Annotated in this window: 20 protein-coding genes; 7 read left to right on the top strand and 13 right to left on the bottom strand. The window is 40.8% G+C overall.

Features of this window, described 5'->3' with window-relative positions; all coding sequences use genetic code 11:
- Positions 1-187: 187 nt before the first annotated feature.
- The gene (locus tag NYQ10_RS20885) at positions 188-1,213 is read right to left on the bottom strand and encodes a LacI family DNA-binding transcriptional regulator (protein WP_144219296.1); all 1,026 of its coding nucleotides are present in this window, start codon (positions 1,211-1,213) and stop codon (positions 188-190) included.
- Positions 1,214-1,497: 284 nt separating this feature from the next.
- Between NYQ10_RS20885 and NYQ10_RS20880 the strand changes: the two genes are divergently transcribed.
- The 4 genes from NYQ10_RS20880 to NYQ10_RS20865 all read left to right on the top strand — a co-directional run bounded on the left by NYQ10_RS20880 (position 1,498) and on the right by NYQ10_RS20865 (position 8,584).
- The gene (locus tag NYQ10_RS20880) at positions 1,498-3,144 is read left to right on the top strand and encodes a sodium:solute symporter family protein (protein WP_144219297.1); all 1,647 of its coding nucleotides are present in this window, start codon (positions 1,498-1,500) and stop codon (positions 3,142-3,144) included.
- Positions 3,145-3,170: 26 nt separating this feature from the next.
- Positions 3,171-5,450: an FAD-dependent oxidoreductase gene (locus tag NYQ10_RS20875; RefSeq protein ID WP_276174770.1), complete on the top strand. Its 2,280-nt coding sequence runs from the start codon at positions 3,171-3,173 to the stop codon at positions 5,448-5,450.
- Positions 5,451-5,559: 109 nt separating this feature from the next.
- Positions 5,560-7,257, top strand: coding sequence for a glycoside hydrolase family 2 protein (locus NYQ10_RS20870; RefSeq protein WP_144219298.1), 1,698 nt, complete (start codon positions 5,560-5,562; stop codon positions 7,255-7,257).
- A gap of 49 nt (positions 7,258-7,306) precedes the next feature.
- Positions 7,307-8,584: a glycoside hydrolase family 117 protein gene (locus NYQ10_RS20865; RefSeq protein WP_144219842.1), complete on the top strand. Its 1,278-nt coding sequence runs from the start codon at positions 7,307-7,309 to the stop codon at positions 8,582-8,584.
- Positions 8,585-8,727: 143 nt separating this feature from the next.
- On the opposite strand, the gene NYQ10_RS20860 is transcribed toward NYQ10_RS20865, so the two are convergent.
- Both NYQ10_RS20860 and NYQ10_RS20855 read right to left on the bottom strand, forming a co-directional pair.
- Positions 8,728-9,978 (bottom strand): T9SS type A sorting domain-containing protein, encoded by a 1,251-nt coding sequence (locus NYQ10_RS20860; protein WP_276174769.1) that lies wholly within the window; start codon positions 9,976-9,978, stop codon positions 8,728-8,730.
- A gap of 1,314 nt (positions 9,979-11,292) precedes the next feature.
- Complete coding sequence (locus tag NYQ10_RS20855) at positions 11,293-11,694, bottom strand: hypothetical protein (protein ID WP_179005218.1); 402 nt, start codon at positions 11,692-11,694, stop codon at positions 11,293-11,295.
- 264 nt (positions 11,695-11,958) lie between these two features.
- Between NYQ10_RS20855 and nhaA the strand changes: the two genes are divergently transcribed.
- Positions 11,959-13,143: a Na+/H+ antiporter NhaA gene (gene nhaA, locus NYQ10_RS20850; RefSeq protein WP_179005220.1), complete on the top strand. Its 1,185-nt coding sequence runs from the start codon at positions 11,959-11,961 to the stop codon at positions 13,141-13,143.
- Between the two features lie 5 nt (positions 13,144-13,148).
- Here the strand turns inward: nhaA and NYQ10_RS20845 are convergent, their stop codons facing one another.
- The 4 genes from NYQ10_RS20845 to NYQ10_RS20830 form a co-directional block, all read right to left on the bottom strand.
- Positions 13,149-14,459 carry a DUF389 domain-containing protein gene (locus NYQ10_RS20845; protein ID WP_179005222.1) on the bottom strand — a complete coding sequence of 437 codons (1,311 nt, stop codon included), beginning with the start codon at positions 14,457-14,459 and terminating at the stop codon, positions 13,149-13,151.
- Positions 14,460-14,596: 137 nt separating this feature from the next.
- Positions 14,597-16,381, bottom strand: a complete 1,785-nt coding sequence (locus NYQ10_RS20840; protein WP_179005224.1) for a chloride channel protein — start codon at positions 16,379-16,381, stop codon at positions 14,597-14,599.
- A gap of 238 nt (positions 16,382-16,619) precedes the next feature.
- The gene (locus NYQ10_RS20835) at positions 16,620-17,432 is read right to left on the bottom strand and encodes a ferritin-like domain-containing protein (RefSeq protein WP_179005227.1); all 813 of its coding nucleotides are present in this window, start codon (positions 17,430-17,432) and stop codon (positions 16,620-16,622) included.
- A 25-nt stretch (positions 17,433-17,457) separates the two neighbouring features.
- Positions 17,458-18,204 carry a ferritin-like domain-containing protein gene (locus tag NYQ10_RS20830; protein ID WP_179005229.1) on the bottom strand — a complete coding sequence of 249 codons (747 nt, stop codon included), beginning with the start codon at positions 18,202-18,204 and terminating at the stop codon, positions 17,458-17,460.
- Positions 18,205-18,490: 286 nt separating this feature from the next.
- On the opposite strand from NYQ10_RS20830, the gene NYQ10_RS20825 reads away from it, so the two are divergent.
- Positions 18,491-19,045 carry a fasciclin domain-containing protein gene (locus NYQ10_RS20825; protein ID WP_179005231.1) on the top strand — a complete coding sequence of 185 codons (555 nt, stop codon included), beginning with the start codon at positions 18,491-18,493 and terminating at the stop codon, positions 19,043-19,045.
- A 220-nt stretch (positions 19,046-19,265) separates the two neighbouring features.
- Here NYQ10_RS20825 and NYQ10_RS20820 read toward each other — a convergent pair whose 3' ends face one another.
- The 5 genes from NYQ10_RS20820 to NYQ10_RS20800 all read right to left on the bottom strand — a co-directional run bounded on the left by NYQ10_RS20820 (position 19,266) and on the right by NYQ10_RS20800 (position 25,557).
- Positions 19,266-20,480 (bottom strand): DUF6596 domain-containing protein, encoded by a 1,215-nt coding sequence (locus NYQ10_RS20820; protein ID WP_179005233.1) that lies wholly within the window; start codon positions 20,478-20,480, stop codon positions 19,266-19,268.
- A complete protein-coding gene (locus tag NYQ10_RS20815; RefSeq protein ID WP_179005235.1) occupies positions 20,470-20,826 on the bottom strand; it encodes a YciI family protein in 357 nt (118 codons plus the stop codon). The genes NYQ10_RS20820 and NYQ10_RS20815 overlap by 11 nt, the downstream gene beginning before the upstream one ends.
- Before the next feature lie 498 nt (positions 20,827-21,324).
- Positions 21,325-21,768, bottom strand: a complete 444-nt coding sequence (locus NYQ10_RS20810; protein WP_223704583.1) for a response regulator — start codon at positions 21,766-21,768, stop codon at positions 21,325-21,327.
- Positions 21,758-25,012: a PAS domain-containing sensor histidine kinase gene (locus NYQ10_RS20805; protein WP_179005237.1), complete on the bottom strand. Its 3,255-nt coding sequence runs from the start codon at positions 25,010-25,012 to the stop codon at positions 21,758-21,760. Before NYQ10_RS20805 ends, NYQ10_RS20810 begins: the two co-directional genes overlap by 11 nt.
- 350 nt (positions 25,013-25,362) lie before the next feature.
- Positions 25,363-25,557, bottom strand: coding sequence for a hypothetical protein (locus NYQ10_RS20800; RefSeq protein WP_179005239.1), 195 nt, complete (start codon positions 25,555-25,557; stop codon positions 25,363-25,365).
- Between the two features lie 285 nt (positions 25,558-25,842).
- Here NYQ10_RS20800 and NYQ10_RS20795 point away from each other — a divergent pair, with 285 nt between their 5' ends.
- Positions 25,843-26,235: a response regulator gene (locus NYQ10_RS20795; protein WP_179005241.1), complete on the top strand. Its 393-nt coding sequence runs from the start codon at positions 25,843-25,845 to the stop codon at positions 26,233-26,235.
- A 95-nt stretch (positions 26,236-26,330) separates the two neighbouring features.
- On the opposite strand, the gene NYQ10_RS20790 is transcribed toward NYQ10_RS20795, so the two are convergent.
- Positions 26,331-26,756 (bottom strand): response regulator, encoded by a 426-nt coding sequence (locus tag NYQ10_RS20790; RefSeq protein WP_179005243.1) that lies wholly within the window; start codon positions 26,754-26,756, stop codon positions 26,331-26,333.
- Between the last annotated feature and the right edge of the window lie 111 nt (positions 26,757-26,867).

The following is a 26,867-nucleotide window of genomic DNA, read 5'->3' as shown; positions in this document are numbered from 1 at the left end:
TAGTTGTCGCAATAGTGATGAAGTACTGAAGATTTGACGGTATAGGCAAGTTGTTGTTTTTATGAAAGAAATAATTGCAGAAATAATGTTAAAAACAATTGGATCAAGAATAGCTCCAGCTTCTTCATGCAAAATATTTAATAGCTAATAATTTATCACATTGCTAAAATTTATAAAATGACTTTCGTCACTTCAATGAAGTGATTTTTAGAGAAGAAGCACGTATATTTAATTGCCCATTTAAGGTAATGCTTTTAGGCTGGAAACCTTTCTTTGTTTCAATTTGTTCAATAAGTATTTTAGCAGCTTCTTCACCAATTTCCCTTGCAGGTTGCGAAACAGAAGTCAGTGGAGGCTCAATTATAGTTGCCATTTGTGAATCGGTAAAACCAACAAAAGCAATGTCATTTGGTATAGAAAATCCATTTTTCTTAAAAACTTGCATGGCTCCAATAGTTACCGGATCATTTGCTCCAAAGATAGCGTCAGGAATATTTCCTGAGTCTATTATATTTTGCGCCGCTTTTTGACCATCGGCTAATGTGAATCCCGTAGCTACAATTTGATTTTTATTATAGCTCAATTGGTATTTTTGGTGAGCGTCTAAAAACCCTCTTAGACGCTCATTTGTCAATGAAACGCCATCCCTACCTTTGAGATGTACAATATTCTTGCAACCTTGATTAATCAAATGCTCGGTGGCAAAAAAGGCCCATTTGTAATCGTTAAAAACAACTTTAGAACAATTGAGTTGATTGTTTACCCTATTGAAAAGCACGATTGGAAAGCCCGACGCAATTAAATTTTGATAATAATCGGTATTATTGCTTTCACTTGATAATGAAACAATCAAGCCATCAACCATGCTATCTTCTAAGGTTTTGATATTTTTTAATTCAGTTTCAAAACATTCGCTAGACTGAGCAATTAGCACTTGATATCCATTTTCAAACAAAATTTCTTGAACCCCTATGATGACCTCAGGAAAAAATGCATTGATAAACTCAGGTACAATAATACCAATAGTAAAAGAACGCTGTTGCATTAACTTTTTAGCAATAGGATTAGGACGATATCCTAATGCTTTGGCCGTTTTTAAAACCAATGCTTTGGTTTCAGGATTGATATCAGCCTTGTCGTTGAAGGCTCTTGAAACCGTAGAAACTGAAGTGTTCAATTGTTTAGCAATGTCTTTGATGGTAATATATTTCATGCGAATTAAACAACTTGAAAAGATTATTTTACAAATGAAAATGATTAATAGGTTATAAAAGTACAATAATTTTCGGTAACGTTCTCGAAAGATTTAACAAGCTTCGGTAACGTTCTCGGTAGGGTTTGTAAAAAATATAATTTAATTCCATTTATTCAATTCTTACTTTTAATAAAAATTAAAAAAAGGTTATGAAATCGCCTTTTAAGAAAGCTTTGCATATGCAAATAAAATTGGTTAAAAAGCGATTTTATCAATGACCACTAAAAAACAAATTTACTTATATGAAAAACATTGATATTTGGGTGATTCTGATTTTTTCTGCACTCATTTTTGTTTGCGGTTTGGCTTTTTCTAAAACAGGAAAAAACATGAAATCCTATTTTGCTGCTGGAGGCGCCTTGCCTTGGTGGATGAGTGGGTTGTCTTTATTCATGAGTTTTTTCTCGGCAGGAACCTTTGTTGTTTGGGGTTCTATAGCGTACAAAAGTGGTTGGGTAGCTGTAAGTATTCAATGGACTATGGCTATTGCAGGTATCCTTATAGGTTTTTTTATTGCTCCCAAATGGCGTAAAACAAATTCGCTAACCGTAGCCGAATACATAACCAATCGTTATGGTTTTAAAATTCAAAAAACATATACCTATTTATTTCTACTGACTTCATTATTTACCACAGGAGCATTTTTATACCCTGTGGCCAAGATTGTAGAGGTTTCTACAGGGATTCCTATTTATACCAGCATCATCAGTTTAGGGATCTTAATTTTAATCTATACCGCCGTGGGAGGACTTTGGGCAGTTATCGTTACCGATGTGTTGCAGTTTGTGGTTTTAACAGCCGTTGTCATAATCATAGTTCCATTGGCTTTTGATAAAATTGGAGGAGTAGGCCAATTCATAGAACTTTCGCCTGATGCTTTTTTCAATTTGGTAAACGAAGAATATTCTATTGCTTTTATAATTGCTTTTGGACTTTATAATTTATTTTTTTTGGCCGGAAACTGGGCTTATGTACAACGTTACACCTCTGTTGCCACACCCAAAGACGCTCAAAAAGTGGGCTGGTTGTTTGGAGCTTTGTATGTGATAAGTCCGTTATTTTGGATGTTACCTCCTATGATTTACCGCATTCTAAACCCAAATCTTGATGGAGTAGAGTCAGAAGGTGCTTATTTATTAATGTGTAAAGAAGTTTTACCAGCGGGAATGCTCGGTTTAATGCTCGTTGGGATGATATTTGCCACTTCTAGTTCGGTAAATACCACTTTAAATATCGCCGCAGGAGTTTTTACCAATGACCTTTTTAAACATTTCAAACCTCAGGCAAGTGACGCTCAATTGATGCGTGTGGGGAAAACGGCTACCGTTGTTTTAGGCTTGATTACCATTGGGGTAGCTTTGGTTGTACCACTTTTAGGAGGTGTTGTCAATTTTGTTTTGAGTTTAGCAGCGGTAACAGGAGGAGCCATGTTTTTGCCTCCGTTGTGGACTATTTTCTCTAAAAAACAAACAGGGACTAGTATGTTATCGGTTACCTTAATCACCTTATTGATTACGGGATTTTTCAAATTTTTAGCTCCACAATTACTAGATATAACCCTGAGTCGTAGTGCCGAAATGATTCTAGGTGTTGCTGTTCCAATGGTATTAATGTTGGTATCAGAATTCTATTTAATCCAAACCAATCCATCCCAAGATACTTATGAAGCTTATGTACAAAAAACAGCTATTGGTGAAAATGTATATGAAGATGATTCGGATGGAAGTAATAAAAAAGGGGGAAGAGTCATTGGAATTGGAGTTGCCTTAACAGGAGCCTTAATACTTTCATTAGAATTTATTTCTACTATTTTAATTTCTATCGTGGTAGGAGTGGGAGCAGCAGTTTGCTTATTGGGCATCTTCATAGTTTATAAAAATAAAGAATAAATACATACGATTTAATTAAGAAAAAAATGCAAGTAGAAAGCTTTAGTTCAAAAGTAAGATCCAATAAAATTACTACAATTCAATCTGATTTAGTCGTTGTTGGCGGAGGATTAGCTGGTGTTTGTGCGGCCATTGCAGCTGCCCGTGAGGGTGTAACTGTAACTCTTGTTCAAGATAGACCTGTTTTGGGTGGTAACGCTTCAAGCGAAGTTCGTTTGTGGACTTTGGGCGCAACTTCACATATGGGAAACAACAACCGTTGGGCTCGTGAGGGCGGTATCATCGATGAGATTTTAGTCGAAAATTTATATCGAAATAAAGAAGGAAATGCACTTATATTTGATACGGTTTTGTTAGAAAAAGTTTCGAATGAGAAAAATTTAACGCTGTTATTAAACACCGCAGTTTATGAGGTAGAAAAAGCGGATACCAAAAACATTAGTCAAGTTACTGCCTTTTGTAGCCAAAACTCAACTACTTATATCCTTAAATCCAATTTATTTTGTGACGCTTCGGGAGATGGAATTGTGGGTTTTCAGGCTGGCGCTGCGTTTAGAATGGGTGCTGAAAAAGTGGAAGAATTTGGAGAGAAATTTGCTCCTGACCAATCCTATGGTGAATTACTAGGACATACCATTTATTTTTACAGTAAAGATACGGGAGCACCAGTAAAATATGTCGCTCCAGAATTTGCCTTAAAAGACATTACCGAAATTCCACGATATAAAAGCTTGAGTGATAAAGATTCGGGTTGTCGTTTGTGGTGGTTGGAATATGGCGGACGAAAAGATACCATTCACGAATCTGAAGACATCAAATGGGAACTATGGAAAGTAGTTTATGGAGTTTGGGATTACATCAAAAACTCGGGTGAATTTCCTGATGCTGCAAATCTAACGTTGGAGTGGGTTGGAACGATTCCTGGTAAACGAGAAAGCCGCCGTTTTGAGGGACATTATATGATCAAACAACAAGATCTAATCGAACAAAATACGTTTGAGGATGCGGTGTCTTTTGGAGGCTGGGCAGTCGATTTACATCCTTCGGATGGGGTCTATGACAGCCGTCCGGGTTGTACCCAATACCATTCTAAAGGGGTATATCAGATTCCGCTACGCACCATGATAAGTCAAAATATAGAGAATTTATTTCTTTCCGGACGTATCATTAGCGCTACTCACGTAGCTTTTGGTTCGACTCGTGTCATGGCAACTTGTGCTCATGCCGCACAGGCTGTTGGATACGGAGCGGCACAATGTGTGAAAAATAATTTGAAACCAGCCCAATTGCTAATTTCTGATAATCTAAAAGAATTGCAACAAACCTTGAGCATCAATGGGCAAAGCATTCCAGGGATAGCCATTGATAAAACTCAAAATTTATTGAAACAAGCAACCATCCAAGCTTCTTCTACTTTAAAATTAAACCAAATAGATTTTGACGGTGAATATACATCTCTAGAAGTGGCGGTTGCTCAATTATTGCCTTTCAAAGCCCATCAAAACTATGGCTTTAAAGTAAAAGTAAAAGCGCAAGAAGCTACCATGCTAACAGTACAATTGCGTACTTCGTCCAAAGCCAGAAATTACACGCCTGATATTATTTTAGAAACGATAGAAATAAAAATTAACCCGGGCGAACAAGAAGTAGCTTTTGAATTTAAAACAGCCACGACTGAAAATCAGTATGCTTTTGTTACTTTTTTATCCAATGACAAACTGAGTATTCAAAGCAGTACAAAACGATATACAGGAGTTCTTTCGGTCTTCAACGGACAAAATAAAGCGGTAAATAATAACGGAAAACAAACGCCTCCTGACAACATCGGAATTGATGCTTTTGAATTTTGGATTCCGTTTCGCAGACCCAAAGGACAGAATATTGCCATGCAAATCGAACCAACCATAGCGTGTTTTGGAGTAGAAAATCTAACCAATGGTTTTGTACGTCCTTATGGCAGTGCCAATGCTTGGTTGGCTGATCTTACTGATACCAAACCAACGCTAAAAGTGGAATGGGAAACCGAAGTAGCACTTTCTGAAATAAAACTATTCTTAGACCCTGATTACGACCACCCCATGGAATCGACCTTAATGGGACATCCCGAAGAAGTGGTTCCGTTTTGTGTGCAGAATTACACCATCAAAGACAGGAGTGGAAAAGTTTTATTCGAAAAAAAAAACAATTGTCAAGCAATTAATACTTGGACTTTCGATTCAAAAATAACAACCAAAGGATTTAGCATCGAATTGGAACAAAGCCATTCAAATGTGCCTGTAGCTGTTTTTGAAATTTTTTGCCAATAACCATTGATAGTAGGGATAGAATAAGTCAGTCTTTTATTTTAAAACTAGAAAGAAACAAAGAATAGAGGAAGCTATTGGTCGGAAATAAACAGGCGTAAATATTGAAAATATGAAAACAAAATTAATTATACTGGTATTTTTAGGCTTTATAGTTTCTAATGCCCAAACAATTTCATTAAATGGAAAATGGAAGTTTAAGGCTTCGAATAGTCTTTCTGAATCAGAATTGTTGCAATCGGATTTTTCTAATTGGGATACTATGCAAGTACCGGGGAATTGGGATACTCACGAAAAATATGCAACTTATGTGGGCAAAGGCTATTATCAAAAAGACTTTAGAGTTCCTCAAAAATGGCAAGGAAAACAAATCAGAGTTCAGTTTGAAGCTGTTTATGAAACCGCTATGGTTTGGGTCAACGGGAAATTACTAGGTAAACATGTTGGAGGCTATTTGCCTTTTGAATTTAACATCGCTCCTTTTCTAAAACTAGGCGAAAGCAATTCGATTATTGTCATGGCTGATAACTCTTACAAACGAGGCGCTTGGTGGGCTTGGGGCGGTATTAGCCGTGAGGTGTGGTTGGTAGCTACTGAAGATTTGCGTTTCGTTTACCAACATATTGCATCCATACCTGATTTTGAAAAAGGAGAAATCAATTTTTCTATAAAATACAAGGTGGAAAATAATGGTACCAATAGTGCCACAGCTCAAATTCTACCCAAAATTAAAGGGATTGATGTAGCTCCTGTTTCGGTAAAAATAAACCGAAATGCAACCGCTATTGCTGAAATAAAATTCAAACGCAAACTAGCTGATTTTAAATTTTGGCATTTTGATAGTCCTAATTTGTACCAATTGACGAGCGAACTGCAAGTAGAGGGAAAAAAAATGGATGTTACCGAAGATAATTTTGGTATTCGAAAGTTTGAAGTTCGTGGCGAACAGTTTTATTTGAACAATCAAGCGGTACGTATGAATGGAGTCAATCGGGTACACGACCATCCTAAATACGGCAATACCGAGCCAGATGGATTGATTAAAAAAGACATGAAAGACATTCAGTCTTTAGGTTGTACGTTCTCGAGATTGATGCATGCGCCTTTGTCCAAAAACCTTTTGGATTATTGTGACAAAAATGGTTTTCTATTAGTTGAAGAAATTCCGGTTTGGGGCGATGATGACCCTCAATCGTTTCCAAATAATCCAGTAACCAAAAAATGGATGGCCGATATGATCGAAAGAGATTTTAATCATCCCTCAGTGGTGGCTTGGAGTGTGGGGAACGAATTACGGGATGCTGTAGCAGACTGGGACGAAAAAGCTTTGACTAAAGACCAATACGATTATGTAAATGAGATGCTCGATTATGTGGCTAGTTTAGATACTACCCGCCTCAAAACCTATGTTACCATTACGTCTTATCGTAAGGGAGAAATTGGCACCGAACCTTACGAAAAAGTCGATTTTATTTCGATGAATAGCTATGGAAATGCTCCCGTATTGGCGCAAAAAACACATGAAAAATTCCAAGGCAAACCCATTTTTGTTTCTGAAATTGGATTAAGCCAGATTGGTAATGAACCCAATTCGGAACTGCGTAAAGAATTGGTGACTTATATCAAGGAATTAAAACAATTTCCTTGGATTTCGGGTGTATCGCTATGGAGTTACAATGATTATAGAAGTAATTACAAAGGCACACCCACATCGGGTTATAGAGAATGGGGAATTGTAGATGCTTTTCGAAAAAAGAAAAAGAAAGCGTATGCACAATTGAAAGCCCTTTATAAAGAATGGGAAGAATAATTTAAACAAAAACTATTAAACAGTTTACAAACTCAATAAAATACAAATGATGTTAGCTATTTTAAATAAAAACCGAATTACGACCACAATTTCTATCGGATTAGTTACTTTATTTTTAGCCACTTCTTGTGGAAGTTCGAAGCAAAAAGAGATTGTCGGTTATCCATGGGATATTCCACAAACCAAACCAAACCGAGCTTTGAGTGCGGCTATGGAGCGTTTGTATGACAATTATTTAACTCCAAGACCGGAGGATAACGAACTCTTTTCGAGTTTTAAATATACAGAACTCAAAGGATTTGATTATCATAATGGAGACGGAACAATCTCAAGACGTGACCCTTCCAAAATTATTTTCGAAAATGGAAAATACTATGTTTGGTACACTAAAAGAGATACAGAAACAGCTCCTGTAGGTGCTAGTAGAGCTAGTGAAAGTACCGAAAACATTCCCTCAACCGATTGGGATTTATGTGAAATATGGTACGCTACCAGTAAAGATGGCTTGTCTTGGGAAGAACAGGGCGTGGCAATCGAAAGACCTTTACTGCCACAAGTAGGATGGCGCTCAGTAGCGACTCCTGATATTTTAAAATGGGAAGGAAAATTTTATTTGTATTACCAAGGGTTTATGGAAGCCAGCGGAAAAAAAGGAGATCATTGTCCTGTGACTGCTTCATACTCTGATTCACCAGATGGCCCATGGATAGCGGCAAATAAAATAATTGTCGAAAATGGTGATAAAGGGACTTGGGATCAATTTTCTATTCATGATCCGTATCCTTTATTGTATAAAGGTAAAATCTACTTGTATTTTAAGGCGGCTTATGGTGATCGGCCTGATTATTTAGTTGGGAATGGCTTGGCTATGGCCGATAATCCTTTGGGACCATTCACTAAGCATCCTTTGAATCCTTTATTCAATTCAGGTCACGAAACCGCTTTGTTTCCTTTTAAAGAGGGTATTGCTGCCCTGATTACAAGTAACGGAAATGAAAGCAACACTATCCAATATGCAAAGGATGGAGTCAATTTTAATATTGCTTCGGTTTCGGCTTTGCTGCCTACTGCTGCGGGGGCTTATGTACCCGATGCTTTTACAAGTAACGGCAACGGACGTGGTATAAGTTGGGGATTATGTCATTTTACAGATATGGGTGGTCCTAATAAAAACTATAGTATTCTAGGTCGTTTTGATTGTGATTTAAGTTTAGATATCTATGACCCGAAAATGAAAAACACGAATCTCTTTTTGAAACCAGAAGTATATTTTTCGCAAAAACTTTCAGTAGAGCAATTGGAACGGATAAAAAAGGATAAAAACTAAATCCAGCATGCAAAAGCTCACATTATTGATCCAATTAGCGTTGGATACTGATCTATAGTTAATCTCCAACGCTACTAATGCTCAAGATTTCAAATGTTGTATTTTTTTCGAGAAAAGTAAATTTAGTTTGAAATTTTTGAGCTTTATTGTTTTATGACCTTTTGGGAAATTGTAGTGCCATCTTCCCAGTTAATTTTTGCAATATACATTCCAGCGCTTAAGTTTTTAGTAGCAATAGTAGCATTGGTATTATTGATTTTTTCAACCAACAATTTAGTTCCGCTTAAACTGTAAATTTGGACAGTGCTTATGTTTTTTTCTGAATTTATTTGAATAGAATCTTTAAAAGGATTTGGAAATAGCATCAATTTTTTTTCTTCAATCTTGGCATCTTGTTTCCCTAAATTTGGATCGGTCACAGGTTTGTAAATTCGAATCCAATCGATATTGAAATTATGATTGTCAAAATTTGTAATTTCTTCATCAGTAGGAGTACGTCCTTTACAGGCATTCCAGTTTTGATCTTCCATATTAATAATGATATCCATTTCTTTTACCAGTCCCGTGCGTGTAGCGGCAGTTCTTGGAGTAGCTGTTGAGGTATAATTTAATGGGTCTATTCCGTCTTTGCCGTTCACAGTATCTAGATTGTCCATTACCTTGACTAATTGACCATCCAAGTAGTATTCTAACCGAGTTGGACTAGCCCAGTACACACCAAGACGAATCCATTTGTCTGTCCAATAGGTTTTTGTAGCTCCCGTGTACCATGTGCTGGCATCGGTAGGCTGATAATCCAAAAACGGACTTCTAATAAATACATGGTGACTTAAATGCAAACGTTGTGCTAGCCAATCATTTCTAGTTGCTTTTCCGCCGTATGCTTCCAGGATATCGATTTCTTGGGTGTCATCTGGACTAAGCATCCAAATATCAGAAGCCATAACTGCATTTGCGATTTTAAAACGCGCTTCTACATATACAGGGTACTTTACCCTTGTTTTCGATGTAATGCAGCCCGCTCTTGTAGCCGCCATAGTCCAGCTTTCGGCAACATTATCTCCATCACAATCTACAGTAAAAGTCTTAGTTTCATTTGCCTGTCTAGTTGCAAAAACATGCAGATTTCCTCCGCTAACGGTAGTATTCTCATACCTCCATTTTGTAGGCCCTGGACCATCCCAAGTGTTGTGATAAAAGTTAGTCCACTTTCCGCCAATCGTTGCTTGATTAGTGGACGCTTTATAGGTGTAATTAAAATCATCAGACTGTGGCTGAATTTTCCAAATTTTTCCTGTTCCAGCATTTGCAGGAACGGGAATACCATTCCAATCTTGACAGTATAAAAATGGAGACATACATAAAGTAAGCAGTACAATTAATTTTAGTTTCATTATTCTTTGTTTAAATAATTATAATCTTTTTTTGGTCCCGCAATTTACTTTTTCAAGGTGTAAGTGAATGTTTACGGGACTAGATATAAACTGAACAATAGTAACAATTAGAAAAATATCTCAGCAATACTGTAGAACAGGATCATCATTTATCAACTTTTGCAAGCAGGATGGAGTTTGTAGGTTAAAATATTTTTTTTTGATTATATTTCTTAAATGTACCTGAACTGCCTGATGATTATATATTAAAATCCAAAGGGAAATTTCTGGCTAATATTTGTCAAGACATTTCTATATAAAAGTGGCAGATACTGGATATGACGGTTTCAAGGAATTGCAGCAACAGTACAATACGCTCCAAACGATGACGGACTATATGATGTGGAGGATCTTTTTATTCGCCGATCAATACTTCACTCGTTATATGATGGGAACAAGTGGAAAAGATGGAATGAGGTCTATTGCCATCACGTCAATTTTAGATGTGTGAAGCTGTAATTATAACATTTTCATGAAAGTTATCTGCTTTTTAGATTTAATCTCTTGTTCGAAATAGATACAGTGAATATGCTGCTATTCGCGAGATGCTTTTAAATAAAGTAATGTATAATAGTTTTGAATCTAAACTTGTTAGCACTTGATTTTGCTTACTTTCTATTTTCCAAAAAATCATGTGCCATCATTTTGCTGCAATTCTAAAACGAGTGATTGCTATAATATTTTTGATGTTTAGTAATGTTTCGAACTTAGGGATTCAAGTAGTTGTTTTATAGTGTATTAGGTGGTGTATTGAATGTGCGTGCACCGATTCTGCACCAAGAGTCAAACATCTATTTTCAATATTTTATCCGTTCAAAAATGTCCAATATACATTCGAAGATGCGCTTATCAATTATTGATTGTTTTAATTTTTTATTTTAATCAACAGATTTTATTAAAGTTTTTCCACAAAATTTTGATGGTTTATTGCCATTAGAAACGCTTTTAAATTTTTGGTGAAATTGCAGGCAACCCAAAAAAAATATGTTTTAATTTTTGATTAGGTTGGGGCTTATATGGCCTGTTGGGTTTAAATGATCTAAAAAAGAGGAAGCAATCCCTTATTTTACTAATTCATTTTATTTAAGTTTTCAATATGATACTGAATGTTAAAGTTTAAGCAGTTTTAAATCAAAAAGTATATACAAAACATGTCTTAGGATTTGAAGATTCTAAAAGTTAATCAGTACTGTGCAAGTTTTAACAGGCAGTATTATAGACCTCCATTAAAGAAGCATACCAATTATTTGTGCAATGGTTTTCGATGTGCCTTTTTTATTTGAGCAGCAGTTTAACCCAGTCACGTTTTTCAGCGATTTTTTCGGTGCCGCCAAAATTTGATTTGAGCAGTTCCCTGATTTGAAATTTTGTCTTGTTCCTGATGCTTTTATCCCAAAGAGCAAAATCATAAATATGAATCTGATCGGCATTGGTGTTTATGACCAATGCAAGCCTTGAGGTCAGATCTTTATATTTTTTTATTTCATTAAAAATATCCCGGCTCGGAACCACTATCAGCACATTTTCCCAGTTCAGATATTCTTTGGAAATATCATTTCTTTCAAGCAGACCCAAGGATTCAAATAAAGCCGTTATTTTTTGTCTGTTCAGCCGGTTAATTTTTTCATCTATGCTTTTTAGAGCATCCTGAAGCGACTCTTTATCAATAGCATTCATTTTCATCGGTTTAATTCAAAATAAAATTAATTCAAAATGTCTTTTCTTATTTGGTGAAAACCAGTAGAATGATTCTAAATTTTATTAACGAAAAAAAACAGCAGCTAGATTCCCCTGTTAAAATTTAAAGAGATTTATATGGTGCTGATATCGTTTGCATTCAAAGCTTTGATTTGGATAAGCCCCGCAATTTCTGAATCAGGCCAATTCATATCCTCAATTTTACGATTGGAATAACAGTAATTAAGTTTTAAATTTGCGGATATGACAAAACTGATCAACTTAAAAATATTCGCGCATTTTTTCCGCTCCTCCTCGGCAGGCGGCATTTTTTTGATAACATCCCTGCTGGTGTCTTTGGCCATTGCCAATTCTGGCTGGTCGGAAGGTTTTAAAGGGATCCTTAACTTTGAACTGGGATTCAATACAGCCTGGATTCATTTAAAATATCCTGTAGGGCTTTGGATCAATGACGGGCTGATGGCGGTTTTCTTCCTGATGGTCGGTCTGGAGATTAAACGGGAGGTAATAGAAGGGGAGCTTTCCACCTTTTCACATGCGGTTCTGCCTGTCCTTGCCGCGGCGGGAGGGGTAGCGGTCCCTGCCCTGATTTACGCATTTTTTAATGCTTCGGATCCCCAAACAGCTAAAGGCTGGGGCATTCCTATGGCTACGGATATCGCCTTTGCACTTGGAATTTTATCGCTTTTGGGCAGCAGAGTGCCTTCTGGGCTGAAGATTTTTCTGGCCGCCCTTGCAATTGTCGATGATTTGATTGCAATTTTAGTGATAGCCTTATTCTATTCCTCGGAGCTGAACTTTATGTATCTGGGCTATGCGGGAGCATTGCTGGTTTTATTGGTCATTTTTAACCGCTCAGGTATTAAAAACCTGCTGTTTTACCTGCTCCCGGGGATATTGATCTGGTATTTTATACATCATTCCGGGGTCCATGCGACCATAGCCGGAGTATTGGTGGCGATGACCATACCAACCAATGAAGACGATACCGAGTCGCCGCTTGAAAAACTGGAGCATTTCCTTGCGTGTCCTGTCAATTTTCTGATTATGCCTGTCTTTGCGCTTGCCAATACCAATATAACCTTTGAACCTGCTATGTTGCAGGGGCTTTTCAGCAGTCTGGGCCTTGGGATAGTCCTGGGTCTTTTTTTGGGCAAGCCTGTCGGGATTTTTATCATGTCCTGGCTGTCGGTAAAGCTGAAAATAGCCGCACTGCCCGAATCTGTCACCTGGGTGCATGTGCTAGGACTTGGACTGCTGGGAGGAATAGGCTTTACGATGTCGATATTTATTGCTTTACTGTCTTTTAACGATGCGGTGCTGCAGAACGAAGCCAAATTTGCCATACTGGCAGCTTCCACGGCGGCGGGCATCACAGGCTTCTCCATTCTGCGGCTGTACAGCAGAAAACAGAAAATGAGATTTTAGGGAGCTTAGTGTTTGCGGAAGAGTTCCACATCATTTACCGATAAGCGTTCATTGAGCCATTTCTGCAGTTTTTCGCTGTCTGTTTTGGAAAGGTCTTTTGATGCGTCATAGATAACAGCCGTTACCGAAGTAATGCTGTCTTTAGGGCTTACAAGGGTATTTCTGCTGATGGATAATGAATTGACTGCAGGATAGAGCGCACGGGTTTCTTTGAGGATCTGGCGGCTGTCAAATTGGTTTCTGGCCAGTTCTTTCTCCAGCTGCATGATCCTGACATCTTTCAGGTTCATTTCATTTTCGCTGCTTTTGATCTGGTTCAGAATATCTCCCTTCAGGGCATTGAAACGGTCGGTACTGTCCTGCCTAATGAGCAGCTGGGTGCCGGCCAGGTATTTGTTCCGGCTGAGTCTTCCGGCAAGGTCTTTTATTTCTGCTTCAGAAAAGCGTTTTGAGAGGAATGCCAGTTCGAGCCTTTTGTTTTTAGGGTTGAAGTCCGTCTTTCTGTACACGATGGTATATCCTTTGGCGGAAAACTCATTTTCAATAAAAAGATCCGCATTTTTTTTGAACTGCTGTTCCCTGTAAAGCGAATAGGCAAGATAGCTGCTGGGCACCAGCATAACAGTGATTAGAAAGGCGATGGTGTATTTGACCCTTTTCTGATGGCTTTCATCTATCTGCTTTACGGCAGGGTAGTTCAGGTATTTTATAATCAGAAAGGTTGCGATACCTATAAAGACACAGTTGATGCTGTAGAGGTAGAAAGCCCCCAGGAAAAATTTCCACTGTCCGGTAGCAAGTCCGTAACCTGCCGTACAGAGCGGCGGCATAAGTGCTGTTGCAATGGCCACACCGGGAATCGGGTTCCCTTTTTCGGACCTGGTCACGGCAATAACCCCCACAAGGCCTCCAAAGAAGGCTATTAGGATATCGTAAATATTGGGAGAGGTTCTGGCCAGCAGTTCGGACTGCACATCCTTAAAGGGGCTCAGGTAAAAATAAAGGGTGGATACCGCCAGACTTACAGCAGTTGCCGTAAGCAGGTTATTAAGTGATTTCTTCAGCAGTGAGAAGTCATAGATGCCCAAAGCAAACCCGGCGCCTACTATCGGCCCCATCAAAGGGGATATCAGCATGGCTCCGATAATCACCGCGGTGGAGTTTACATTGAGCCCGACCGAGGCGACGATTATGGCGCAGGCCAGAATCCAGAGATTGGCACCTTTGAAGGTGATGTTTTTCTTAACGGCTTCGAGTGTTTTTGCCCTGTCGTCCTCCCCTTCATGAAGGTTCAGCAAATCTGTTAGTATTCTCATAATCTTAAAATTCAAAAGTTTGCGTTTTCTTAATTGCGGCATGCATTACTAAGATAAGGCTAATTTTGCTAATTGGAAACAGAATAGGAAAAAGATAGAGCCAGGGACGCCTGATCTGCCAAAGTGCGGTTGAAGCCCTATTCGAAAATCATTGATTTGAGCCTGTTGCGGTAGGATTCCAGAACGTCTGATTTTGTTATGAAGCCGTAATATTTTCCGTTTTTGAGCACCGGAAGAAAGACCTTGCCGCTTTTCTCAAATTTTTTCATCACCGTTTCCATGCTGTCAAAAAGATGCACGGGCTGCACGGGCTGTGTCATGATATCCTTGACCAGAATGCTTTCTGTTTTGAGATTATCGAAAATCACTTCCCTTATGTCATTGAAGTAAACCAGTCCCCGAAGCTCATTCTCATTATCGACGGCTGCAAAAATCACCTGGTCGGAATGTGCCAGAAGCCCGGCGACGTCTGCAAGCGGCTGATCGGGTTCCACGGTCAGATAATCTTTTTTTATCAGGTCTTCAATCTCTAGGGTGCAGAGGATATTAGAATCCTTATTGCTTGTAAAGGCATTTCCTTTTCTGGCCAGGTTTTTTACATCGAGGGAGTGCTTTTCAAAACGTTTGGAAACGGCAAAACTTACCGAGGCGACAATCATCAGGGGAATCATCAGATCGTATCCTCCGGTTATTTCCGCAATAAGGAAAATGGCGGTCAGCGGCGCATGAAAAAGACCGCTGAGAATCCCGGCCATACCCACCAGGGTAAAATTGCCCACAGGCAGATCGGTAAGACCGGAGAGGTTTAAAAGTTTTGAGAAGAAATAACCGGCATATGAGCCAAGGAAGAGGGAAGGGGCAAAATTCCCCCCGTTGCCGCCGCTTCCCAATGTTATGCCTGAGGCAAAAGCTTTGAGCAGCATGGAAGCCCCGACAAAGCCCAGCAGCATCCAGTCATTGGACGCCAAATCCGAGAACAGCGTGTTTTCCAGCAGCCTTCCGGGATCCTTATCAGCAAGAGTTTTGATGCTTTCATATCCTTCTCCGAAAAGGGTGGGAAATATAAAGATCATGAGACCCAGAATGCAGGCGCCGATAAGTGCTTTTTTATAGGGGCCGTATTTTAAATGCGCAAAGGCATGTTCGGTCCTTAAAAAATTGCGGGCGTAGAATACCGCTGTAAAGCCTGTGAAAAGCCCCATCAAAACATAGAAGGGAATATTATGGTAGTCAAAGGTCTGTTTTTCGCGGAAAGCCAGCAGTATGTTTTCATTCAGGACGATTGCGGAAACCAGCGCACCTGTGGCCGCGGCAATCATTATGGGGGTAAAAGCCGAAATGGTCACATCGACAAGCAGCACCTCGATGGCAAAAAGCACCCCTGCGATGGGGGCATTGAATGCGGCGGCAATGCCTGCTGCCACCCCGCATCCAATCAGCAGCGTGCGCTCCTGATAGCTCAGCCTGAACTGCTGGGCATAATTGGAACCGAATGCGGCGCCCGTGATCACGATAGGGCTTTCCAATCCGGCAGACCCTCCAAGTCCGACGGTCAGCGAGCTGGTGATAATCTGGGCATACATCTGCTTTTTAGGGATAATGCTGGCTTTTCTAGCCACTATATACAAAATCTGTGAAGTCCCCTTTTCCAGGGTCCCGCCCAATGCTTTTTTCACTACCAGAACAGTAAGCAGGATTCCAACAACAGGCAGTATGCTGTTAAGGAAACTCAATTTTAATGTTCCGTTGATGTAGGTTGCAAATGAATATACCCAGTGGGCAAAAGCCTTTAGAAAGATTACCGCAAAGGATGCGGTAATGCCGATAAGAACACTTGAGAGAAATATAAACTGTTTGCGGGAGAGCTGCCGCTGTCCGAGCATCAATACCTGTTTTGCTTTGATGAGCTGCTTTTTGAACATTGTCCTGGATGGAATTGTGTGGAAATACAAAGATAAACCAGAAGGGTGGTTATGCCCGGAATAAAATGTTAATGTAATGCCAATTTTGAATGTCTTTCTCTAAAATGCCTTTAAAATCATTTGCGCTGGAGCGCTGGATTTACCCATTTATAAAAGCATTCCTGCCTCAAGAAGTTGCTGCCTGGGTTTATGAAAAAAAAACGCCTTCATTTTACTATGAAAGCGTTTTATGTAAAAATCAGACAATAAAGATGTTGGCGATATCGACCACCTGCTGGGTGGTAAGCGGTTCGTCATAGGCTTCAGATCCTGCCGCGGCTCCAAATGCAGAGGCCGTGTTGAACCCTGCCTGCATCGTGATACCTTCTCCATCATACACAGCCTGTGTCGCAGCCGGCATTCCTGCACCTCTCTCAGAATTGGAAATCCATCCTTTAAGACCTCTGAGCCTTCTGACTTCTGAAGCATGGCGCGCTTCAACAGAATGGATCTGCAAGGCAGCGGTCAATAAATCGGGTGCTGTTATCAAGTTGGCCGCCTGGCCTTTGTAGGCCCTTACACCGGTATCCTCAAAAGCCTGCGCTAACGCTAAAAAGGTAGGGTAATCATTGAAAGGATCAAAAGCTCCTCCTACTGTAAAATCGAAAGTAGGTTTTGGAACAAAATTGGCACTTGCCGTTCCTCCCAGTCCTGCAATCAAAAACTTGACATGGTCGGATTCATGATCTGCAATCTGCTGGAAAACTTTCAGATCCCGTCCGCCGTTTTCAGAGGCAGGGATCACCCCTGAATCCAGTGCCATAGCATAAAATTCATTTTCAAGATATTCCAGAGTCAATGCAAACTGGAGTGCCCCGATAGGAGTTGCCGGAGTTGCTGTAATGTCTTTAGCAAAAGCTTTGCTGGTAAGAGCTGATAATCCGAAAGGGATTGATGCCATGGCTAGATTTTTTCCGATATTCCCAAACTGCGAAAAGCTGTCCCTGCGGGTGCCGGTGCTTTTCATCAAATTATCATCGGTAAAAGTTTCTATAAATTTTAAGATATTCATAATTTCTAAGTTTTAGCAGTTAGTATTAAGGAAGGTATTTGGCCGTGAATTTTGTAGTAATAAAGTTCGCGGCAATCGGCAGGATCTTAGAAGGATCTTTTGCGTCATCCAGACCTGTTGACATATTGACAATATCATCTCCGGCGAAATCTTTTGAATTGGGATTGATCAGGCTTCTTATTGCGGCGGCATGTCTGGCCTCTACAGAAACAATTTTTCCGGCCAGCAATAGGTAGTCAGCCGTTTTTATCAATCTGCCGGCTCCGTTGTAGGCGGCCACTCCCGTATCCTCAAGCGCCTTTGCAGTGGCCAGTACCTCAGTGCGGCTGTTGAAATTCAAGGAACCGTAATTAAAGGCTAAAGAGGGAAGCAGCTGAGAGCCCGGATTGGGAAGCGCTCCGGTCAATGCCGCTTTAAAGAAATCCCTGTGCACCACTTCATGGTGGTACAGATCTGTTAAAACTTCACGTTCCAAACTGCTGAAAACCGTATTGAAGTTTGAGGCATTCACCACTTTAGTGTAAAAATCTGCTTCTAATTGTTCAAGGGCGTAGGCATATGTAAGCACGCCGAAATCCCCTGACCCTAAATCAAATACACCGTTTCGTATTCCCGGAAGTGAAGTGTCCTCCATGTTATCGTCATTATCATTGTCGCTGCATCCGGCCAAAACCAAACCTGCTGTAGCTAATGTGAGACCGCTGATTTTCAGGAAATTCCTTCTGCTGTCAAGTGAAGGGTTTACCTGCTGAATTTTAACTTCGTTTTTCATAATCTAGGTTTTTTATTAAGGTTAATAACATAATCATATTATGTTATTAACGAAATTTTATAAGATGCGGTTTTAATTTGGGGCTGTTTTTTAATAAAAAAAAATTGGCAAAAAAAATTGGCAAAAAAAATTATAAAAAGTAAATATTTTTTTTTGGGGATAAACACCAGTTTTTAAAGCCTGTGTGTTTTTTATGCCTATTTTTTCGCGATTATTCCTTTTTGTGGTAAAACCATAAAGCAGTTTGCAGCGTAGATGACTTTATAACTTAAAAAAAAATGTAATTATGAAAACTAGAAAATTTTTAGCCTTGGCAGTCTTAACATTGGGATTCGGATTTACGATGAACGCCCAGAAAACCGTGATGGTGGGAGGGGCAGCAATGTATCCAAATAAAAACATAATAGAAAATGCAGTCAACTCTAAGGACCATACCACACTTGTGGCGGCGGTAAAAGCGGCGGGACTGGTAGAGACGCTTCAGGGAAAAGGCCCTTTCACCGTATTTGCACCCACCAATGAAGCCTTCGGCAAACTTCCTGCAGGAACAGTAGACAATTTACTGAAACCGGAAAACATGAAAATGCTGCAGACTATTCTGACCTATCATGTGGTTGCAGGAAAGATGAACAGTTCCGATATTGCAAAAGCGATAAAAGCAGGAAAAGGAAAAGCAGTGCTGAAAACAGTAAGCGGCGGTACGCTGACGGCCTGGATGGAGGGTAAGGATTTATATATCAGCGACGAGAACGGCAATAAGTCTAAGGTTACCATAGCGGACGTAAACCAGTCAAACGGTGTAATCCATGTGGTTGATGCTGTCCTGCTTCCAAAGATGTAATACTGTAAAGAGATTGTATGCGATAAGCCCCTTTTTTTAAAGGGGCTTTTTTATGCTTTTCAGTGTTTGGATTTCCCGGCGAAAATAAGTGAAGGCTTACGGCATTTAAATGGTAATGTTTTTTTAATTTTATACAGTTCTAAAGCCTGCACTGGAGATCATGTCTCTTATCTGAAAAGGTAGAAATCAAAAAAGAAATATCAATTGAAATATTTTTATTTTATAATCCGACTGACTCGTTTTCCAGCAGGTATTCTTTCCTTATTTTCTGGTTCATTTTACTTAGCACCGAAGTGAATAGATAATCGGACTCTTCAGGTCTGGTTTCTTTTAGGATTTTAGCTTTTACCAGAGAAAAATAGATATGTTCGGCCGGCAGCTCTTTTTCAATCTGAGAAAGAATCTGCAGCGCCTGCTGCGTTTTTCCAATTTTAGCCAGACAAAAACAATAGTTCAGTCTTGCAATAGGAGACAGGCAGACCTGCTGCATGATTTCATGTAATTTCACAATATCAAGCCAGTCATTTTGTGTTAGCTCCGCAATGGACATGTACCTGCTGATAATAACCGCTTCAAGATAAAAACGGTTTAAGGTTTTGGGTTTTTTAAGATAATGAAAGCCTAAAGCGATCAGTTCCGTATTCCATTTTTCGCGGTCCTGGCTGAAAAAAGAAATGAGCCTGCCATTGACAACCCGGGCTGCACTTCTTGCGGCATGAAAGCAGAAAAGGGCCAGCAGACTGCCTGTAGAGCCATACTTATAGCGGCCGTATAAAAGTTTAGCCAGAGCCATTGCGTCCAGGCATAAATCTTCATTGAAAACCCCTTGGGCCTTTTCATCAAAACAGTCATAGCCTATATTAAAAACAGCATAAAATATTTCTTCTGCCCTGGCGATATCTTCCCTGACGGCTGCTATTGAATCCAGTTCGACAGTTTTGCCCTTAAATTGGGACTGGATGTTTTTCTTTGTCCTGGCAATGCTTTTGTAAACTGCTTCTTTACCCATCAAGGTGCAGCGGCTTATTTCAGATATGCTTAACCCAAAAATATCCTTAAGAGCAAAGAGTATTTTGGCTTGGCTGGAAATATTTTCTACAGCAGATATAAAGAGAACGGTCTGGAGCCGCAGGTCAGTCTGGCAGCTTTCCGCCGCATAACCTTCCATATGTTGCGCAGAAAAACTGTTTATTTCTTTATCCTTTTTGATCTGGTTCAGCAGGTCATTTCGGGCAACGATGAAAAGCCAGTTTTCCATATTTTTCAGGATGGTATTCTGGCTGCGTATTTTTAAGGATTTTAATAAGGAATTATGAATGGCATCCTCAATTTCAGAAATATAATCTGCACCAAACTGATTTAATAACGCTGCAAACAGCTTTCCGTATAATGCCCGATAATTCCTTTCTTCCCCGAAAAACATTTCATTGCCCATATTCTTCCATTTCCATTATCTGGCGGATTTCGGTAGTGCCTCCGTAAAGATGGGCAGGACATTCCTTGGCCAGTTCGACAGCCGTTTTTAAATCGTCTGCCTGCAGTAAATAATAGCCGCCGATAATTTCTTTGGATTCCAGATGAGGCCCGTCTTTGATGATGCAGTCTTTCCCGCTGATCAAAACACTTTTTTCCTGCAGTCCGTCGCCTGAAATCAAATGTCCTGCCGCGGCTAATCTCTCTGCCCAATTCATATGCGCATCAGCCAGCTGCTGCATTTCTTTTGATGAGAGCTCATTTAGTTTTTCAATGTCTTCATGAAGTAATAATAGGAACTTTTTCATAATAAATTATTTTTAAAATTTCATTAAAGACATCTGGGTGTTCCGGTTTTGGACATTTATTTAATTTTTTTTCAAAATAAACAGCGATTTGGATCCTTGTGTGTGATGCATTTAAAAATTTCAGCTGCGGTAACGCTGCATCTGAATTCAAAAAAAACTGTAATAAAACTAATGAGATTTTTTTAAATCTCATTAGTTTTTATGCTTTAGTTATGAATCTGCTTTTAAATTTCTTTTTATAGTACTGTTTAAATCGGAACAGTAAGTCCAATATGATGAAATGGCAGGAAATTTTGCTTTTGCGCCGCAGAAAAAAGCTTTAAGTTTTTGACGCAAAATTGAGAGAAGATTTTACGCTGTTCGAATTGGAGTAAAGTAGAGTCTGCACTTAATGAATTAAGCCCCATGAGAATAGCTTAAAAGTTTCAAAAAGGGAGTTTTTTGTAAGAAATAATTCTTTTTTTAATAGCGTTGATCAATGTAAGGGGAATCAAGAGTTTAGAAGTTCTTTATGGCCGCCATAATATCCTTTCGCTGCTGCTGCAGCGAATATTGTTTGGTCAGGAAAAAGGCGGCCTTGTTTTCCATGGCAAAATTCCTGTCCAGATCACTTGAGGATGTCGTATATATGATAACCGGTATATCCTTCAGGTCCGGATCCATTTTAATGTGCTGCAAGAAGGTACGCCCGTCCATTATGGGCATATTGAGGTCCAGAAAAATCAAATCCGGCTTTGTAAAGTTTTCAGATTTAAGTTTTTCAAAGGCATCTGCGCCATTTATGGCTTGCTGCAGTACAATTGAGGGATGGTCTTCGGCCAGCAGTTCAGCAAAGATTTCGCGGTCGTCTGGATCATCATCAATTAAAAAAATGGTCGTCATATGTATAATAATGGAGTGTAAATATACTATTTTCCCTCCTAATTTTTTATCATCCCCCATTTTTTTCGCGCAGTGCAGGCATAATAATAGTAAAAACAGTGCCTGAGCCTTCCTGCGATGCGGCAGTAATTTCACCATTATGGTTCTGCATGATCTTGCGGCACATGGCAAGGCCGATTCCGGTGCCTGAATACTGGTCGTTTCCATGCAGGCGCTGGAAGATATTGAAAATCTGTTCGGCGTACTGCTGTGAGAATCCAATGCCGTTATCGCGCACTTCTATTTTGATATAGGGAAGTTCCAGATCCAGTGCATGCAGCCTGAGTTGAGCTTCTGGAACAGGCTGTGCGTTAATGCTGATTTCGGGCCTGGTGCCGGGCTTGGTATATTTCAGGGCATTGGAGAGCAGATTGCCGAAAAGCTGTGACATCTGAAGCGGTATGGCCTGCACGAGGGGAAGCTGCCCGATGCTTACCTGGGCATTTTTCTGTTCGATGACCAGTTCAAAATCTGCCAATATTTCGCTGAGCACTGTATTGAGGTTTACCGGTACAAATTGATGTGAAATATGGGTGAGCTTTGAAAACTGCAGCACATCCTTAATGAGGTTCTCCATCCTTCTGGAAGAAGAGCTGATCTTGTCGATATAAGTATTTACCTTCTCGGGGTTCTTTCCCAGATTGTTCTGCAGCAGATCGGTAAAAACGCTGATTTTTCTTATGGGTTCCTGCAGGTCGTGGGAGGCGATATAGGCAAACTGCGAAAGCTCGCGGTTGTTGGCCTCGAGTTCGGCATTTTTAGTCTGCAGCTCGGCGGTCTGCTCCTTTACCTTGAAGGTAAGCTCCTGCTGGAGTTCCTTTTCTTTGGTCACGTCCTGCGCCGTGCCGCTGAGTGATTTTACCACATCATCCTTGCCGTACTGCACCTGGGCGTTGGCATGGATAATGCGCTGCTGTCCTGTTATTTTGTTTACAATCTGAAATTCATAATCATAAAATTGTTCGGCCGAACCGCTGAGGGCCTCTTCCAGGGCCGCGGCAACTTTATGCCTGTAGGGTTCGCTGATGCGCTGCAGGAACTCTTCCCGGTCTGCGGTGCCGGCGCTTAAACCGAGCCACTCCTTAAAACGGTCCGAACAGGTAATGGTTTTAGATTCGGCATCGAGCGTCCATGTGGAGAGTTCGGCCAGTTCAATAGCCCCTGCGAGCGCCATCCTTGTCTCTTCGAGTTTTTTGGTGGCGATGACCTGATCGGTAACGTCAATGGCAATGTCCATAACCCCGTAAATCGTGCCTTTGGAGTCGCGGATCGGGGTATAGGTAAACTCAAAATAATAGGTGCTGATTTTTCCGTTGAGCTTCAGGTCCGCCGGTACGGAATGGCCGTAATAGGTTTCGCCTGTACGGTAGACCTGCTGCAGGATATCCATAAAAGGCTGCCCCCTTAATTCGGGAACAGCTTCTTCCATGGGAAGCCCTATCACGGAGCTGTCCTTGCCCCAGTATCCAATCATTATATCATTGGCAATTTCGATCTTCATATCCAGTCCTGTAAAGAGGCAGATCCCCACGGGGGACTGCTCGATCATCGAGGTGAGCTGGTTCTGGCTTTCAATAACGGCCTGGCGCACGGAAATTATTTCATCGATGTCCATGCAGAACCCGGCGTAGCCGCCGTACTGTCCGTCGGCATCATAAAAAGGGTCGCCGGCGGCGCGGCACCAGATCAGCTGCCCATTGTTTTTCCTTGCCCGGAAAAGCACATCGAAATGGCTTTTCTGCTCCAGTGCCTTAAGGTATGCTTCTTTGGTTTTTTTATAGTCCTGCTCGGCAATGACCCAGGTCCATTTTCCCTCCAGCAGTTCCTGGTAGGGCACCCCTGTGAAATCAATAAGGGTTTTGTTGAAGTAGGTAAACATTCCCTGCGGATTGGAAAGCCATAACCCGGTAGGGGAGCTGTCGGTTACATTTGAAAAATGGCGGTCTGCCTCCCGCTTGGTCATCTCAAGACGTGACTGTGCCTGCTCAAGGGCCAGACGGCTGTTTTCCTTCTCGGTGATGTCGGCGACCGTTCCGGAGAACATCGGTGCTTTTGCTTCGGAATTGATGATGCGTGCCGCTGATATGGCAATTTGGTGTATGCTTCCGTCGTCCCAAATAACCCTTGGGGCATAGTTAAAGGTGCCATTTTCCATGCCGCTTTTGATGGCGGCGGTTCTCAGATGCAGGTCATCGGGATGCACGTATTTGAGGAAATCCTTCCTTCCCAGGCCGGGTTTAAAATTTCCAGAGAGGATCCTGCTGAATTCAGCGGAATACTCAAGGGTATCAGCGGCATAATCCACGCTGAAAAGTCCCAAACCCATGCTCTGTATGGTAAGATCGGTGAGCTGTCTTGATTTTTGAAGCTCTTGGGCTGCTTTGCGGTGCTGGGTGATATCCTGCAGGATGCCGTTAAAGCGGTATGCGGTTTTAGTATTGTCAAACCATGCCTTTCCAAGGGCATGCACAATCCGCGGTATTTTGGTAATGGGGTGGATGATGGTATACTCAATATCGTATCGCCCGCCTGATTCATATCGGAGTGCATAATTAATTGATTCAGTGACACGCTGACGGTCCTTCTCTGCGACTGCCCCCAGGGCATGTTCGAGTTTCACCTGCTGATCGGCTTTGAGCCCGAACCAGTCCTTGAGCCTTGCATTTGAAGAAAAGCGCCGTGTCCTTGGATCCAGGTCATAAGTCCCAAATTCGGCGGCGTTGATGGCAAATTCCAGCTCGTCGCTGCTTTGCTGCAGATGAAGTCTGCTGTTTACTTTTTCAGTGGTTTCATTGCAGATTACCAATACACCCTTGATCTGGCGGCGGTCGTCCCTTATCGGGCTATAGCTGAAAGTCCAGTATACGTCTTCCATTTTGCCGTTTCGGAATATTGGCAGCAGCAGGTCGTCGTACCAGATGCTTTCTCCCGTTGACAGCACTTTTTGAATCAGCGGATGGATAAAATCCCATATTTCAGGCCAGCAGTCCACGGCTTTCTGTCCCATGGCTTTGGGATGTCTGCCCTCATTTCCGAAACTGGGACGATAGGCATCATTGTAGAACTGTATCAGCTGATCACCCCAATAGAGAAACATCGGAAATTTTGAGGACACGATTGTGGCAATGGTGTTTTTGAGGTTCTCCGGCCAGGTGTCCGGAGTGCCCAAAGTATGGCTTTCCCAGTCAATATTTTCAATTAGCTCGGCGGCTTCACCTCCATTTTGAAGAAAGTAAAAGTCTGAAGTATTTGGGTCTTGATTCAATTTTCTAGTTTTAGGAAGGGCTGCTGCATACAGGATAACAGTTTTGGTTTTGTAAAAGTAAGCAATTTTATTTTTTGTTGCGGTTCCGATGGAACGGACTTCGTCATCCGGTATGCTGTTTCTGCCTAACAGCCAGCGTAAAAAAATAGTTTTTGTCTTGCGTAAAATTAATTTTTCCGCTGTGGCAGCTTTTATACAATTTTTATGAAAAATTTTAAAATTGTCACTTTTAAGGCTTTAGTTTTTCAACTGCATTTGCGGCATAAAACTTTAGTTAAATAATGCCAAACACTACATCTTCATACTGCAAGGGCATTTTTAAGGTTTTGTCTGTGGGAAGCCGGAGCCGACTATTTTTTTAAACCATTTTTTTTGGATTCTTTTGCAAAGGCAGGGAATTGGCTGGCGGCCTTTTTCAGGGCGGCACTCTGTCCTTTCAAAAAAGCATAGGTTTCCATGGCAAGAAGCACTTTAGGATCATGGTGCTGCTGCGGATAACAGCCCCAGACAGCCAGTGTACAAAAAAGGAACAGTAGGGTTCTCATAGTCTGCAGTTCTAATTTAAAACCAAAAGAAAACAGATAGGCAAGGATGAAAAATCCTATAAAAACGCAAAAATAATCTTCACGGCAGCATTTTTTTTATATAATTCCAAAATAGAGTTGTAAAATTTCCACATCTGGCAGCCAGCGTCCATTTGCTGCAGAAAATCGCCGTACCTTTAAGGGCGGCTGTATAGGTGATTTATCTTTTTTTGCCTGCCGCGCCAAACCGCATCGGACTAAAAACCGTATTTAACTGCAGTCGAGGAGCTTAAAAATGTATGCGCCATGTTATATAGAAGTATTCTGCTTATCGATGATGACCGTGAAGATGCCGAGCTGTTTATGGAAGCGGTAGACCAGCTCAATAAAAACATACTGCTGCGATGGGAGAGCAGTCCGCAGACTGCCTTGGAAGAACTCAGGGGGTCTGATAAGCTGCCCGAACTGATTTTTCTAGATTATAATATGCCCAGAATCAATGGGCTGGAGCTGCTGGTCTCTTTAAAAAATGACGCAAGGCTGAAGGATATTCCTGTAGTGATGATCTCGACCCCCTCAGCGGATTTCATGAAGAGCAAAATCGGGCAGCATAACATCCTTGCCTATATCAGCAAGCCCAACAGTTTTGGCGAGCTTCTTTCCCAGCTGGATTCGCTTTTGCAGCCAAAGCCATTTTGATGTTTCGAGCAAGAAAAAAAATAGAAAGCCGCAACAGATTTTACCTGAAGTTCAGCGGGCGGATTCGTACAATATAAATAAAGCAGATGTGTTTTTTACAGTGCTGATCCCGGAGTAAGGCTTAGGCGCCAGTATTCCACAATGTTTTTTATCATGGCTTGATAGACTGAGAAGTCTTCTTCTTTCCTAAAGTATCCCTGTACTTGGCAGCGGTACGCCCTGAGTACATTTTCCGGGTTTTTCGAGGTGGAAAGAAAGATGTAAGGAGTACATTTCTCGCGGATTTCCGCCAGGGCAAGTATCTGTTCGCGGAGTTCAAAGCCATTAATCTTGGGCATATTGATATCTGACAAAATAAGGAAAGGCCTCACCTTCGAATTGGAAAGGTAAGAAAGGGCATCCATTGGGTCTTCAATGAATTTTATTTTGTTGGGATAGTCCAGGCTTTCAAAAATATCCTTAAGGAAGAGCCTGTCATCCTCGTCATCTTCGATTATTATTATTTCTCCGTTTCTTCTCATGTCTTAAAGATACGCTTTAAATTAAGTAATTTAGCTTTGTCCAGTTTTGATTTTCCATTGTGAGGGCTAAACGTTTTTAAAATTCTGCCTCCCTAAAATTAAATCATTTCC

This window comes from Flavobacterium johnsoniae (genome assembly GCF_030388325.1).
Lineage (GTDB): Bacteria > Bacteroidota > Bacteroidia > Flavobacteriales > Flavobacteriaceae > Flavobacterium > Flavobacterium johnsoniae_C.
This window is presented reverse-complemented; position numbering and strand designations above follow the sequence as displayed.